This window comes from Dyella choica, assembly GCF_003977665.1.
Taxonomy (GTDB): domain Bacteria; phylum Pseudomonadota; class Gammaproteobacteria; order Xanthomonadales; family Rhodanobacteraceae; genus Dyella_B; species Dyella_B choica.
On record NZ_RYYV01000002.1, the window covers coordinates 334,002 to 348,072 of the forward strand.

Below are 14,071 nucleotides of genomic sequence, written 5' to 3' on the forward strand. Positions count from 1 at the left end.
TCAGTTCAGCACCAGGCCGGAGCCGGCCAACGCGCGCAATCCATCCACGTCCAGCACTTGAACTTCCCGGCGTTGTACGGAAATGAGATGGAGATCGTGCAGACGTGACAGCGCACGACTGACCGTTTCGTGTTTCAGGGCCAGGAAACTGGCCATGTCGATCCGGCTCATGCGCAGGATGAAATGTTTGGCGCTGTAACCCAGATGGGCGTAGCGCGCCGCCACATCGAGCAGGAAGGCCGCCACACGACGCTCCGCCGCCAGCGTACCCAGCATCAGCATCCACGAACGATCACTGCGCACTTCGGCGGCCAGTGCGCCGGTGATGTAAGCCTGCAGCTCCGGCAGGTGCAGGCAGGCGCGCAATATGGCTGGATACGGCAACTCCCATGCCTCGCTGTCTTCCAGCGCGATCACGTCGCAGGAATAATTCTTCAGGCCAATCGACTCGGTCCCCATCAGGCTGCCGCGCATGCGGAAACCGGTCACCTGTTCGCGCCCGTCGTCGGCCAGTTCGCAGGTCTTGTAGGAGCCGGAGTGGACCAGATAGAGCGCCAGGAAAGGCTGGCCGGCATGATAGACCCCTTGGCCTGCTGCATGCTTGCAGCGACGCACCGGCACGTGCTGGCGGATTGCCTCGATATCCAGACGATCGCCGTTGGCCAACGATAGAAATGCATTGGCTTCGGTCGCGGCTGCGGTACCGATGACAGACGTTGGCGCGTTCATGACGTTTTCCCCGAAAAACGCAGTTGCTGTTGACTGCAGGGTCGACTCTAGGCGCGTCGCGTAACGACCGAAGTTCCCGCCGGCAACGGTTTGTAACAGTCTGTAACAGCGCGTGGGCTGGGATGATAATCCCCGCTTTTCACGCGCCCCCCGATGCTGGGATTGCCATCCCAGCCTACGCATGGCCTTGCGCGTTCAGTGCGCCATCAGGGGCCGCAGCTTCGGCGGCGATTTGGTTTCCAGTTGATTCCCGTCAAGTGCCCTCCGCCGGGATCCGGCTAAAAGAGGAAGCGTAGTCCCTGGGGCACCACCCGAAGCGAGGTTCCGAGCATGTCTTCCATCGCCAAACATTCCCCCGCGCCGAGCATCACAGACTTCCCCGCCCTGAGCGGCGATCACTGGATCGAACCGTTGCGAGACGGCGCTCGGGTCTTGATTCGACCGCTGCGCGAGAGCGATCGGACGCTTGAAGAAGCGTTCATCCGCCGGCTGTCGCCCGAGGCGAGGCGCTACCGCTTTCTTGGCAACTTCAAAGAGCCCTGCAAACAGCTGCTCGACCGACTGATGCACGTCGACTACACGCACGACATGGCCTTCGTGGCCCTGGCTCACGACGGTGGCCAATTGAGAGAGGTTGGCATCAGTCGCTATTCGGCCACCAGCGATGGCCAGCAATGCGAATGCGCGGTAACCGTGGCGGACGATTGGTGCCACCGCGGACTGGCCGTATTGCTGATGCGGCACCTGATCGACGTGGCGCGCAAGAACAAGTTCACACGGATGTTTTCGATCGACGACGCCACCAACGAACCGATGCGCGAACTGGCCGGCTTCCTGGGTTTCCAATGCGAATCCCTTCCGGACGACCCCAGGACGGTGATCCACTCCTTGTCGCTGTAAGGCCGCCGGAGAACTTGCATGAACATCGAAGCCTCCCGTCGAGCGAGTGCCGACGTATCACGCCAGCCGGCGCATGCCCCATCGAATTTCCACGACGTGCTGGCACTGGGCACCTCCGTGGCCCCGTGGAGTCCGGCGCTGCTGGCGGCTGTCGACATCGCCGCGCTGTGGAACAGCAATGTAACCGGCTGCTACGTTCCAGGCTGCCTGCGCGAACAACGCGCTCTAGAGGACGACCCAACGGTACTGAGCCTGTTGGCGGACATTGGACAGGAATGGATCGACGATACCGAGGCATTTCAGACTTACGCAAAAGACCATGGTGCGCGTCATGCGGCCTGGATGGTGACACGTACGGCGATCGCACCCACGTTGCGCAAGCTCGGCGCCTGGCATGACCTCGCTGTGCTCGAACGCGACATGGTGGACGAAACGCGCCTCTTCGACATTCTCGGCGAAGCCATGCTCTGCAGCCGAGTACCCTGCCTGGTGCTGCCTCAGGGCTGGAACAAGACCCTGCCGTTCAAGCGCATCGTCGTGGCCTGGAACGGCAGCTTCGAATCCACGCGCGCCCTGCATAGTGCATTGCCCCTGCTCCAGCTTGCCAGGGAAGTCAGCCTGATCAACGGGCACATCAGCGATCCCGATCCCAATCGACTCAGCGTGGCCGAACCGGATCCCATGATCTACATCATGCATCACGCCGTTGCCGCCAAGCCGCACTACCTCAACGTCTCCGCGGACGAAGCCGGCAAGGCCTTGCTGGATCGTACCCAGCATGAACATGCCGACCTGCTGGTCATGGGCGGTTATGGGCATTCGCGCATACGCGAACGCATACTTGGCGGCGCCACGCGACATGTCATGGCGCACGCCGGCATTCCGGTATTCATGCAGCATTGAGCGGAAAAGGTTGCCTGAAAGAAGGCCGGGATAGGCATCCAAGCCTACGCTTGACGACGGTCAATACGCTTGTCTGCTCGTATCCCATCATGGTCGCCACCAAGTGCATGCATGAAATATCGAGGGGCCTGCCCATGTCCATCAACGCCATCGAGACCAGTTCTGAATCTTGCGCTGCACAGCCAACAGCCTTGTTCCGACGCATCCTGCTACCGATCGACGGCTCCGAGCTGTCGTTACGCGCCTTCGGCGTGGGCCTGGAGCTGGCCAAGTCCATCGGCGCCAAGATGGTAGTGATGCACGTGGTGCCCCCGTACAACGCTGTCGCCTACATGAGCGAATTTCTCGCTGCGGCAGAACTGGGCTACAGCCAGCAAGCAGTAGAAAGTGCGTCGCGCTACCTGAGCGAGGCCAAGGGCAAGGCCAAGGAGGCCGGCGTAGCGTGCGAATGCCACTACATGTTCGGAGAACATCCTCACGAAGCCATCCTGGATGCCATCACTGAGCACCACTGTGACCTTATAGTGATGGCAACCCACGGCTGGCATGGCATGAACCGGCTGTTGCTGGGCAGCGAAACGCAGAAGGTGCTGACGAGCAGCTCGGTACCTGTGCTGGTGTGCCGATAGGTCTGAGATTGCCGGTCGTCCCAGGGCATCCGAAGAAGAAGAAATGAAGACGCTGATGATGAATTGACGACCGATTGAGCATGGGCAGCCGACGACGAGCGTTGGTCGCTCGCCGCGGCCACATGCGGCGTTTGATTGCGAAGCGGGTATTACTCAGGCGATCGAATAGCCGCCATCGACCAACAGGCCATGGCCGGAGACGAAAGACGCATCATCGGAGCTCAGAAAAGCCACCGTTTTGGCCACTTCTTCGGCCGATCCCGCTCGACCAGGTACCGTGGACGCGGCGAAATCGTCCTTGGCTTGCGCACTCGGCCAGATGCGATCCTGGAAAGGGGTATCGATGATGCCGGGATTGACCGCATTGACCCGGATACCCTGCTTGAACAGTTCGATGGACGCGGTCTTGGTCAAGCCGAGCACCGCATGTTTGCTGGCGATGTACAGGCCTGCATTCGCGAACCCGATCACGCCGCCCATCGAGGCGTTGTTGATGATGACGCCACCGCCCTGCTCCAGCATGGCCTTGGCTTCGTATTTCATCGACCAGAACACACCCCGAACGTTGGCGTTGAAGACGGTGTCGTAGATCGCGGTGGTTTGCTCGACGAACGGAGTGAACTCACCCTCCGTGCCGGCGTTGTTGAAAGCGATGTCGAGTCGGCCATAGGTCTGCATGGTTTTCGCAACCAGATCCATCACGTCCTGTTCGACATTGATGTCCGCGACCACTGCTGTTGCTTCATAACCGTTGCCTTTGATCTGGGCGGCGAGCGCCTCGATCTCAGCCTGGCGACGGGCGCTGACGACCACTTTTGCGCCACGACGCGCAAGCTCCAAGGCCGTGGCACGGCCAATACCCGAGCTCGCGCCGGTAACCAGGGCAACCTTTCCGGACAGGGACTGAGGGGCAGCCATCGTATTCATACTTATTCTCCAGAATCAAAGTGTTGGGATCTCGATGGCCAAACAAGAGCGTGCGGCCGCGAGGACTTGGACGCTATTCTGGGATTCGCGATTGTCATGATAAAGTACGCAGTACTTGCCACAATAATGAATGGAATTCATTAATGGACCCGACCGAACTGGCTGAGCTCACCGTCTTCGTGGCGGTCGCAAAACATCTCAGTTTTCGTCAGGCCGCCACCGAACGCGGCACGTCCGCGTCGGCGATCAGCCATTCGGTGCGCAGCCTTGAAGCGCGCGTAGGCGTGCGCCTCTTTCACCGCACAACGCGCAGCGTCTCGCTCACGGATGCCGGCGAGATGCTCTTCGCCAGGTTGGAGCCGGCCATTCAGGATGTACGCGCGGCCGTGGATCAGCTCAATGCGTTTCGCGACACGCCGATCGGCAAGATTCGCATCAATGTGCCGAACTCCATCGCCACCTACGTACTCGGTGACGCCATGCAGACACTTCTGACGCGCAATCCGGGCTTGAAGCTCGAAGTGGTCGCAACGGACGCCCTGGTCGACATCGTGGAGGAAGGATTCGATGCCGGGATCCGTTTCGGCGAACGCTTGTCGCCGGACGTGGTCGCCGTTCGTATCAAGCCGACCTTCCGCTTCATCGTCGTCGGCTCACCGGGCTACTTCGAAAAGAAGTCGATCCCCCAGACGCCGCACGATCTACATGAGCATGATTGCATTCGATATGCGTTCCCCAGCGGCGCGCTGTTGAACTGGGAGTTCAGCAAGGACGGTGAGACCCTCCAAGTCGAAGTCGCTGGCACCCTCACTGTCGATAGCCAGGAATTGATGACCGATGCAGCGGCACGCGGATTGGGTTTGGCCTACATCTGGACAGATCGAGCAGAGCCTTACCTACGCGATGGCCGACTGCGATCGTGCCTGGAGGACTGGTGCACGCTCGATGAGAGTCTGTTTCTGTATTTTCCAAGCCGTAAACATCAATCAGCCGGTCTGCGGGCGCTGATCGAGGTCATGAAGGCATGACATTGTCTACAGCAGGCCGAGCTGGGTAGCTGTCAGTCGCCATTCTCATCATCGCTGCGAAACCAAAACAGCCAAGCCGCCACCAGCTGGGATTTTCATCCCAGCCTACGACAAGATTAGCGCCCTGCGCCAAGCAGCCTTGACAGCCACGACCTGCGCACGGTGAGTTCATCGGCATAGGCAACGGCGGCCGGCACCTTCACTTCAATCTCCGTGCCATGCTGAGGACGTGCGCTGATGGTCAAGTTTGCCTTGATGTTCGCCGCCCGTTCGCGCATGGAGGGGAGCCCCCAGTGTCCGGGCCGAAGGCCCTTCTCAAGCACATTTGCGTCGATGCCGACACCGTCGTCCCGGATCCGCACACTGAATTGCCTGAAGCCGTAGTCGATCTCGACCTCGACTTCATCGGCATGGGCGTGCTGGAAGGCATTGAGCAATGCCTCGCGCACAATCAGCCGCACTTCGTCATCGACCACCGGTTCCAGGTCGCGGGCCTCCCCCACCCTAACCAGCCTGAACGCTACTGCGTGGTCGGTCGACAACGTCTCGCCAAGCTCCGCAAGGCCGCGGTCGAGGCCCTGTCTGGAACGCGTGCGCAGACCACTGACGCGGTTGCGCCCCTCGTCCAGAATGACTTCGGCGCGATCCAGCGCATCGTCCAACTGTGTGCGTACCGGCTCTTCCTCGGGCAGCCGTTGATTCGCTACATGGATATTCAAAACCAATCCGTGGATTCCCTGCAGCAGCGTATCGTGCAAGTCGCGCGCGATCCGTTCGCGCTCATTGTGGCGTTCCTGCATGCGAGCTCGAAGGCGCTCATTGGACATACGCACATAGGCAAGCACAGCCAACCACGCCATGACCAAGGCAAGCATGGCGCACACCAGCTTGAACGCAATGGTTTGATAGAACGCTGGGGCAATGGAGAAGGACAGCCTTCCCGGCAGAGTGCTTGAAACGCCATCTTCGTTGATGGCGATCACCTGGAAGGTGTAATGACCCGGCTCCAGGTTGGTGTAGTACGCAGACCGGCGCGTGCCCGCATCCTGCCACCCCTTGTCGACGCCTTCGAGCTGATAGCGGAAATGCACGCGGTCCGGGCGAGTCATGGACGCCACCGTGTAATCGATCCGCAGATTTCTGGTCAGCTTCGGCAAGACCGGCCTGGAATCGACCGCGTAGTCAACTTCACCGGCCTGCAATGCCTGCACGTGCACCGGGGGGACCAGCCGGTTGCGAAGGATATGCTTGGGATCGATCCAGGAGACACCCGCCAGCGTCGACACCCAGATGCGTCCGTCCTGGCTCTGCGCCAAGGTCGGACCGGGGCGTATCAGCGCCGCGAGGCCGTTCGTTATGCCGTCGCTTTCGTCGAACCGCTCGAAGCGGACCTGGTATTGGGGGTCTGCACGTACAAGGGCGATCTCCCGCGCATCTATGCGATAAACGCCGTGCTGGGAATTCAGCCAAAGCTCACCTTCCTTGGTCTCGAGAATGCCGGAGGTCGCTGCGAAATCTTCGCCCCCCACCCCGTGAAGCGCATGAAAACGACCCTCCTGAAAAAATACGACAGCCTTGTCGCCTGACACCCACAACGTCGAACCGCGAACGAATAGAGCCAGCGGGTTACCAACGCTCAGCCCATCATTCGCGGTAAACAGCTTGATCACGTTGTTTTCGAGCAGCGCAAGGCGGCTTCTGACATAGACAAACCACAAGCGGCCTTGCTCGTCCTTCAAAATACGCGTCGCCGGCTCCATGGGCAGATCACGCTGCCCGCCATTGATGATCCAGTTGCCGTTCTTGTATTCGAACAGGCCAACCTGCGCCATGGAAAGCCAAAGCCCCGATGTCGCATCGCCCGTCAGGCTCTGACAGCGATCCCCCTTGTGATCAGCACCGGGCGGTAGCGGCAGCGTGGTCGTGTGCCCACCTGACAGGCCGTATACGGCGTCCTTCCCGACCATCCACAAGGTTCCCCTGCCATCATCGCGCAAGCAATAAATGGACGGCGTGGGACTGTCTATTTTCGTGGTGCCGGTGTCTGCCGAAACCAACCCATGATTGAGGCCGCCGATCCAGACGCCGCCGCCATGATTGGGCTCCAGAACCGGCCAGTAAGAGTATTCACCGGTTGAGAGCGGCGCGAATTTCGTGCGGCTCAACTTCATGATGCCGAGGGTGGTAGCGGCCCAGACGTTGCCCTCCTGGTCGGCCAGGAAATGATTCACGCCAAACGAGGTGTCCGTGTAGACGGGGAAAAATTCCTCGACCGGCGTCCGGCCACTGGGGGTGTCGATCCAACGGAAGCGACCCAGGCCCCTGCCCAGCTTTTCGAACCAAAGTGCCCCCGCAGCATCCGTCAAGGTGGGCGTGAAGGGATAATCGGGTCCGCGAGGAAGGCGTTCGCCGAATGGCAGGTCGAAAGGCAGAAGCAATGCTTCTTCGCGCTGGGCCGGCTCGAAATGAGAAGACCCCGCCCGCATCACAAAAGCCGCATGCTCGGTGATGACCCAAAGCGCTCCCTTTCGCTGCCCCATCCACCACGGGGGCGTTCCATCATAGCCCTCAGCAACGCCGGCCTTGATCCAGCGCCCCCCGGCAAACACCAGCAGCGCATGCGTTGCGCCCGCGTAAAGCCTGCCATCCGGGCCTCGCGCTATGGCGAACACGGCACTCTGGTCGAGCTCGTGAATGTCGAAGTTTTCGATGTGACCGTCGTGAAGTCGACTGATGCCGCCAAACGTCAGACCTATCCACAAATCGCCATTCGGATCGGCAAACAACGCATAGACGACGGGCGAAGAGAGCTCCCTGGTATAACGATCGTCAAAGTTGGCGCCATCGAATCGGATCAATCCGCTTTCCGTTCCCAGCCAGAGAAACCCATCCCTGGTTTGCGCCATCGAGACGACCACGCTTTTGGGAGCGCCGTCCCGTTCCGTCCACATCGTTTGATGGAACTGCTTGACATCGATATTCAACGAGGACGCGTCCGGCTTCTGCGCTGGCGGCTGGACCTCATAGAAGCCGTACCGAAAGGCCAGCTCGGGGGGCGACGCCAAGTAGCTGACCGGCCCGGTCGAAAGTGGCGCCGGCCTGGTCTGGTCCCCTGAAGCAGGTGGCGCAGACGACTGCGCCAGCGTAATGGCCGACTGCACCATTCCAACGACTACGAGCGCCACCAACGCGATTGTCCTTGCGAGGCAGGACATGCCTCCGTCAACCGTTCTTATTATCGTCATGCCCAAAACCTGCCACTTCACACTGCGCAAGCATGTTACCCCACGCCGCTTCAAATCAGCTTCGAATTGAGATTCGAAGCTGACGAAGAAGGCCCCGCAAGGGGTCTTCCACCTTGGGATGCCCCGTCGTAACGCCGCGGGTGCCCCGGCTGGCTCCGGCTTTGCACGAGACGCAACGGAGCGTTGCCTTTCGCCCTGATTCAAACGTCCTGAAATCATCCCTAATGTTTGTCGCCAACACGCATTCGCGGATGGCGCCGGGATCCTTCCATGAACTCGAAACTTTTAACCCATCCAACTGGGCGACTTCGATCTCAAGCATCGGGTAACCATGGCCCCGCTTACCGACGTCGCCCTATCGCCTTTGGCCGCCGGTTTCTCGCCAATCCGGACCTGCCTTTTCGCTTCCGCCACGCGCGGCCCTTGAACCCACCCGGCGGCACCACATTTTTCGGCAGCGCCGGGCGCGGCTATACCGACTACCCGCCGTCCCCTAATTCCAGGCCGCCTGAGCGTAGACCGTCACCCACTCGCGAGTAACCTTGCCATGTCGAACCATCCTATGCCCGCGCCGCCATTGTCCAAGGCGACGCTGTATTCCATGGCCGCGGCCACAGGCCTGGCCGTCGCCAACATCTACTACAACCAGCCCATGCTTGGCGTCATGAGCAACAGCCTGCACGACGCCCGGGTGCAAGGCTGGATCCCCACCTTGACGCAATTGGGCTATGCCGCCGGCCTGCTGTTCCTGTTGCCGCTCGGTGACATGCTGGAACGCCGCCGACTGATCGTCATGCAGTTCCTGGCGCTGGCCGCAGCCTTGATGGTGGCCGCCATCGCTCCGAATCTGGCGGCCCTGGCTGTCGCCTCGGTGGCGCTGGGCGCGATGGCCACCGTGGCCCAACAAATCGTCCCGTTCGCCACCCTCCTGGCCGCTCCCAAGGAACGCGGCGCGGCGATCGGCACCGTCATGAGCGGGCTGCTGACCGGCATCTTGCTCAGCCGCACACTGGCCGGTGTCGTGTCCAGCGTTGCCGGTTGGCGCACCATGTTTTGGCTGGCCGTACCCATCGCGATCATCGGTGCCGCGTTGATGGCTCGTTCGCTGCCCACACACCATCCACGTCATCCGATGCGCTATGGTCAACTGCTCGCGTCCTTGGGCAAGCTCTGGTTGAACGAGCCCGTCTTGCGTCGCGCCGCCTTCATTCAAGCCCTTCAGTTCGCTTCGTTCTCGGCCTTCTGGACCACGCTGGTTCTGCGCCTGGCGCAGCCCCCGCTGAACCTCGGTGCCGCCGCTGCAGGTCTATTCGGCATCGTGGGGGCCGTGGGCGTGGCGATGGCGCCGATCGCCGGCCGCATAGCCGATCGCAAGGGGTCGGCGCCGGTCATCGCGGTAGGGGCTGCCGCCGCCCTTCTGGCGTGGATCATCTTCGGAGCCTCCACCAGCTTGATAGGACTCGTCGGCGGCGTGATCGTGCTCGATTTTGGCGTGCAGATATCGCTGGTTTCCAACCAGCATCTCATCTACGGCCTGCATCCGGAATACAAGAGCCGCCTCAACACCCTGTTCATGACCACCATGTTCGTCGGCGGTGCACTGGGATCACTCGCTGCCGCCTCGGCGTGGAATGCCTTCGGCTGGACCGGCGTATCGATCCTGGGCGGCGCGCTACCCGTGATCGCCCTGGTGATGAGCGTCCTGCATTGGCGCTCAGGCCTTGCGACGGAATCGGTCCACTGAGGCGCTGACGGTCATGCACCATTTGTACAGCATGGAACACGGATCATGATCACCGAAGACAAGCTTGGGGGTGCTGCCATGACCACGAAGACATCACCGATCCGCGTCATGATCGCCGACGATCATCCGCTGTTTCGCGAAGGCATCGCGGCAGTGCTTGGCTCTCAAGCCGACATGAACCTGGTCGCCGAGGCCGCCAGTGGCGAGGAAGCCGTCGCGAGGTTTCGCGAGCACAGGCCCGACATCGTGCTGATGGATTTGCAGATGCCCGGCATGGGCGGCTTCGATGCCATCCGCACCCTTCTCGGCGAATTTCCCGAGGCACGTATCGTCGTGCTGACCACTTATCGAGGCGACATGCAGGCAGCTCGCGCGCTCAAGGCCGGCGCGAGGGGCTATCTGCTGAAGAGTACGTTACGCAAGGAGCTGCTGCATGCCATTCGCCAGGTTCATGCCGGTCTGCGGTACATACCCGGCGAAGTGGCGCGGGTCCTCGCCGAACATCTACACGAAGATGCGCTTAGCGTGCGCGAGCTGCAGGTGCTGGGCAAAGTTGCCAACGGCTTTTCCAACAAACATATCGCCACCCATATGGACATTTCGGTGGAAACGGTGAAAACGCACGTAAAAAGCATCCTGGCAAAAATCAACGCGCGGGACCGTACCGAGGCGGTGATCATTGCCCTGCGGCGCGGCTTCATTGATGCGTGAATCCGCCTGGGCAGCGTAGGCTGGGATGCCAATCCCAGCTTTCCATACGGCATCCCTATACGGGGATTGCTATCCCGCGCCATCTCGCCTTCGATCTAAAGCACTTGCGCTGCACCAGGCATCACTCATCGGAGGGGCGCGACGGGCCGCGCTTGGCGGATAATCATCGAAAGATGGCTTGAAGCATCTTTCATCAAGGCCTTTTGCATGCAACGGACCTATTCCATGTTTCCCCTTGGAGCATCGGGGGGCGGCCTTTTGTTGCTTCGCGTGGCGCTGTCGGCAGCCTTATGGCCCTTCCTGGCCGCCACGCTGCCTTCGCCGTCAAGCAGCTATGTGTTTTGGCTGGTCATCGGCATGAGCTTGTCGCTGCTGACCGGGCTGCTGACGCCGCTTGCGTGCGTTTCATGCATCGTGCTGGCAGGCAGCCAGTTCGTTTCGCTCCACTCCGGTTTGGCAATGCAGGTTCTGCCTGTGCCATTGATTGCCATGGCCCTGTTGCTGCTCGGCCCGGGAGCGTATTCGATGGATGCACGGCTTTATGGGCACCGCGTGCTCACCCTGTCCGGAAAAAAAGTAGCGGATTGGAAATGAGAGCGTCGATGAACCGCCGATCCTGGACGCCTTCGCTCGCTTCGATCCCCGTCGTCGTCGACTCCGGCTTCTTTCAAACGCTCTGGTTCAACCTGCTGTGCGCGTCGTTGTTGCTGGTCTGCATCCTGGTCATGCTGAGGCGGCTTATTTCTGCTTCGAATGAACGCGTACGCCTGCGTCTGCTAGCGCGCCATGCCAAGCGTGACCGGATCGCACGGGAACTCCATGACACCTTGCTGCAAGGTGTGCAAGGTTTGATATTGAGGATACACGGCGCCATAGGCGCACTTCCCAACGACCACCCGGTAAGCTTATCCATCCAGCACACGCTGGATCGTGCCGAAGAGGCACTGGAGGAAGACCGCAAACGTGTGAGCGAACTGCGCCTGGGAGACCCGCCCAATCAGGATCTTGCGTGTCGCCTTGCCGAGCTGGGCATGCAACTTAAGCTCGACTACCCGTGCAAATTCAGGGTGGTCTCCAACAGGGAAAACCGGAAAGTCACGCCGCAGGTTTCCGAGCAAGCGTATGGGATCGCTGGCGAGGCGTTGCTCAATGCATTCAAGCATGCCCATGCCGGCGAGATCGAAGTGGAAGTGTCCTATGGTTTCCGGCACCTGCGGATCCATGTTCGCGACGACGGGCTTGGCATGAGCCGCGCGCCCGCGGATGGGTTCGGCGGGACGATGAATTGGGATATTGCCGGCATGCGGGAGCGTGCCGAGCACATCGGCGCCGAGCTGACAATCGCGTCCGCCGTGGAGTGCGGCACCGAAGTGGTGTTGTCGGTGCCCTCCAGCATCGCTTACCTAAGGAGGCAATGTACCTGACATATCGCCAGGTTTTCTGCCGTATCCGCTCCCTTTGCCTCACCGTCATTCCAGCGAAGGCCGGAACGACCAACAAAGCGAAGTACCGCTAATTCGGCTTGATCATGTCCCGCGCATAAGCCAGGCCGATGCCATACCCGCCGCCGTGCGCCTCGACGATCGCGCGCGCGCCATCGTAGGTCTCGCGCCGAGTCCAGTCGCGCTGCAATTCCAGCAGGACTTGAATCCACGAAGTGAGCGTGGCGCCCGCCGCCTCCATACGCCGCAGGGCCAGCTCGTGGCTCGTCGAGGTCAAGCCTCCGCACGCATCCGCCACCACGAAGACTTCGTACCCGTCCGCTAGGGCGGAGAGTGCGCAAAACGAAACGCAGGCCTCGCTCAGCAACCCCGAAATGAGCAATCGCCGCCGGCCCGTAGCGATGACTGCCTCCTTCGCGGCCGCGTCTTCCCAGACATTCATGTTGCGCCGCTCGATCGGCTTGAGGTCGGGAAGAACCTTTTGTATCGCCGGCATGAGCGGCCCGCTGTACACCTTCGAAGCGGAAGTCGATGCCACTACCGGCAACCCGAATACACCGGCCGTCTTGGCCAGCGCAACGGTGTTTCCCAGCAGCACCTGGCGATCCGCAGAACCGACGCCAAAGGCGAGCCCGGCCTGCTGATCAACCAGTAGCAGCGCGCAATCCTGGGGGGTTAGCAAGGTAGTTGAATGCGGCATGTCTGTTTCTCCTGGTCATGAGGTCTGGTTGGCGCGCCGACGACGCCCTATGCGTCCTGCCTGGACGGCTCGTTCACGCTATTGCCGCGCGCACTGGTGATCTCGACACCTTCGCGCATGGTTCTCGTGACCGGCGTATTGGCCACGATCTCAAGCAGGCGCCGCCATTGGTCATCGCTCAACGACTGGTCGGAATAAAGCAGGCGATGGATGCGCATCCTTCCGGATTCGTCCCGGCTCAAGGATAGATCGGCGCGGAATTCACCCAGCTCCCATCCTTTTTTTTCGGCATACATGCGCAGCGTAATGGCCGTGCAGGAAGCCAGGGCGGCAAGGTAGTAGTCATACGGAGCGGGCCCTTCGCCCTGCCCGCCGCGAGTGACGGGCTCATCCGTCACAAGCTCGAAGGGACCCGTGCGAATGTGGTGCTTGTAGTTCGTGCCGGTCGAAACAATGCTGGCTTTTGCAACGCGGGTCATGGCGCTCCCCTGACTTTCAAGCCGAACGTCCGGATTCGAACAGGAACCATACGCGGCGCTCGGCCTCGTCGATCCAGGTTTCCAGGAGACTGGCCGTGGCGACATCGTGGTATTCGTCGCATAGCGCATGGGTCTCGCGCATGAGCGATGCTACGCGGCCATTATCCTCGCGCAGCTCCGCGAGCATGTCCTCAGGCGTTACAAACTCCGCATCATTGTCGAGCAGGCGTTGCAGCCGGGTGATATGGCCAACCGAACGGATCGTATTGCCGCCCAGCTTGCGAACGCGTTCGGCGATCGGATCCAGCGTCGCGTAGACCTGGTCGGACTGCTCGTCCAGCAACAGATGGTAGTCCCTGAAATAAGGGCCGGACATATGCCAGTGGAAGTTCTTGGTCTTCACATACAGCGCGAAGAAGTCGGCCAGCAGTGCATTGAGCTCGGCAGAAATGTCGCGGCGGGCATCCTCCCCCAGCGAATTGGGGGTCCTGAGCGAAGCCGATAGGCGTTCCTTGGCGTTATTGGATTTTGGCATGGGGTTACCTGGTTCCCGTTGAGAATGGGCGGACTCGGCGACAGGTTAGCGAATACGAACTTTCACCGTCTCCCTCGGCGGAGGGATGGAGATATCGTC

General features: G+C 60.8%; 14 protein-coding genes. 8 read left to right on the plus strand and 6 right to left on the minus strand.

What is annotated here, in order from left to right:
• Positions 1–729 (minus strand): Crp/Fnr family transcriptional regulator, encoded by a 729-nt coding sequence (locus tag EKH80_RS03990; RefSeq protein ID WP_158628738.1) that lies wholly within the window; start codon positions 727–729, stop codon positions 1–3.
• Positions 730–1,059: 330 nt separating this feature from the next.
• Between EKH80_RS03990 and EKH80_RS03995 the strand changes: the two genes are divergently transcribed.
• The 3 genes from EKH80_RS03995 to EKH80_RS04005 all read left to right on the plus strand — a co-directional run bounded on the left by EKH80_RS03995 (position 1,060) and on the right by EKH80_RS04005 (position 3,161).
• Positions 1,060–1,629: a GNAT family N-acetyltransferase gene (locus tag EKH80_RS03995; RefSeq protein WP_126683428.1), complete on the plus strand. Its 570-nt coding sequence runs from the start codon at positions 1,060–1,062 to the stop codon at positions 1,627–1,629.
• 18 nt (positions 1,630–1,647) lie between these two features.
• Positions 1,648–2,532 carry a universal stress protein gene (locus EKH80_RS04000; RefSeq protein ID WP_126683429.1) on the plus strand — a complete coding sequence of 295 codons (885 nt, stop codon included), beginning with the start codon at positions 1,648–1,650 and terminating at the stop codon, positions 2,530–2,532.
• Between the two features lie 134 nt (positions 2,533–2,666).
• Entirely contained in the window at positions 2,667–3,161 is a 495-nt protein-coding gene (locus EKH80_RS04005; RefSeq protein ID WP_230473407.1) for a universal stress protein, read from the plus strand.
• Between the two features lie 153 nt (positions 3,162–3,314).
• On the opposite strand, the gene EKH80_RS04010 is transcribed toward EKH80_RS04005, so the two are convergent.
• Complete coding sequence (locus EKH80_RS04010) at positions 3,315–4,088, minus strand: SDR family NAD(P)-dependent oxidoreductase (protein WP_126683430.1); 774 nt, start codon at positions 4,086–4,088, stop codon at positions 3,315–3,317.
• Between the two features lie 143 nt (positions 4,089–4,231).
• Between EKH80_RS04010 and EKH80_RS04015 the strand changes: the two genes are divergently transcribed.
• Positions 4,232–5,116 carry a LysR family transcriptional regulator gene (locus EKH80_RS04015; protein WP_126683431.1) on the plus strand — a complete coding sequence of 295 codons (885 nt, stop codon included), beginning with the start codon at positions 4,232–4,234 and terminating at the stop codon, positions 5,114–5,116.
• Between the two features lie 116 nt (positions 5,117–5,232).
• On the opposite strand, the gene EKH80_RS04020 is transcribed toward EKH80_RS04015, so the two are convergent.
• Positions 5,233–8,331: a sensor histidine kinase gene (locus EKH80_RS04020; protein ID WP_196240332.1), complete on the minus strand. Its 3,099-nt coding sequence runs from the start codon at positions 8,329–8,331 to the stop codon at positions 5,233–5,235.
• 577 nt (positions 8,332–8,908) lie between these two features.
• Here EKH80_RS04020 and EKH80_RS04030 point away from each other — a divergent pair.
• The 4 genes from EKH80_RS04030 (at position 8,909) to EKH80_RS04045 (ending at position 12,240) form a co-directional block, all read left to right on the plus strand.
• On the plus strand, positions 8,909–10,105 hold the full coding sequence (locus EKH80_RS04030) for an MFS transporter (RefSeq protein WP_126683433.1): 1,197 nt from the start codon (positions 8,909–8,911) through the stop codon (positions 10,103–10,105).
• Positions 10,106–10,183: 78 nt separating this feature from the next.
• Positions 10,184–10,816: a response regulator gene (locus EKH80_RS04035; RefSeq protein ID WP_126683550.1), complete on the plus strand. Its 633-nt coding sequence runs from the start codon at positions 10,184–10,186 to the stop codon at positions 10,814–10,816.
• A gap of 225 nt (positions 10,817–11,041) precedes the next feature.
• Positions 11,042–11,410, plus strand: coding sequence for a hypothetical protein (locus EKH80_RS04040; protein WP_230473408.1), 369 nt, complete (start codon positions 11,042–11,044; stop codon positions 11,408–11,410).
• A gap of 8 nt (positions 11,411–11,418) precedes the next feature.
• On the plus strand, positions 11,419–12,240 hold the full coding sequence (locus tag EKH80_RS04045; protein WP_158628740.1) for a sensor histidine kinase: 822 nt from the start codon (positions 11,419–11,421) through the stop codon (positions 12,238–12,240).
• An 88-nt stretch (positions 12,241–12,328) separates the two neighbouring features.
• Here the strand turns inward: EKH80_RS04045 and EKH80_RS04050 are convergent, their stop codons facing one another.
• The 3 genes from EKH80_RS04050 to EKH80_RS04060 are packed head-to-tail and all read right to left on the minus strand — an operon-like array spanning position 12,329 to position 13,972.
• Positions 12,329–12,958, minus strand: a complete 630-nt coding sequence (locus EKH80_RS04050) for a hydrolase (RefSeq protein ID WP_126683436.1) — start codon at positions 12,956–12,958, stop codon at positions 12,329–12,331.
• 47 nt (positions 12,959–13,005) lie between these two features.
• Entirely contained in the window at positions 13,006–13,437 is a 432-nt protein-coding gene (locus EKH80_RS04055; protein ID WP_126683437.1) for an OsmC family protein, read from the minus strand.
• A gap of 16 nt (positions 13,438–13,453) precedes the next feature.
• Positions 13,454–13,972: a Dps family protein gene (locus EKH80_RS04060; RefSeq protein ID WP_126683438.1), complete on the minus strand. Its 519-nt coding sequence runs from the start codon at positions 13,970–13,972 to the stop codon at positions 13,454–13,456.
• Between the last annotated feature and the right edge of the window lie 99 nt (positions 13,973–14,071).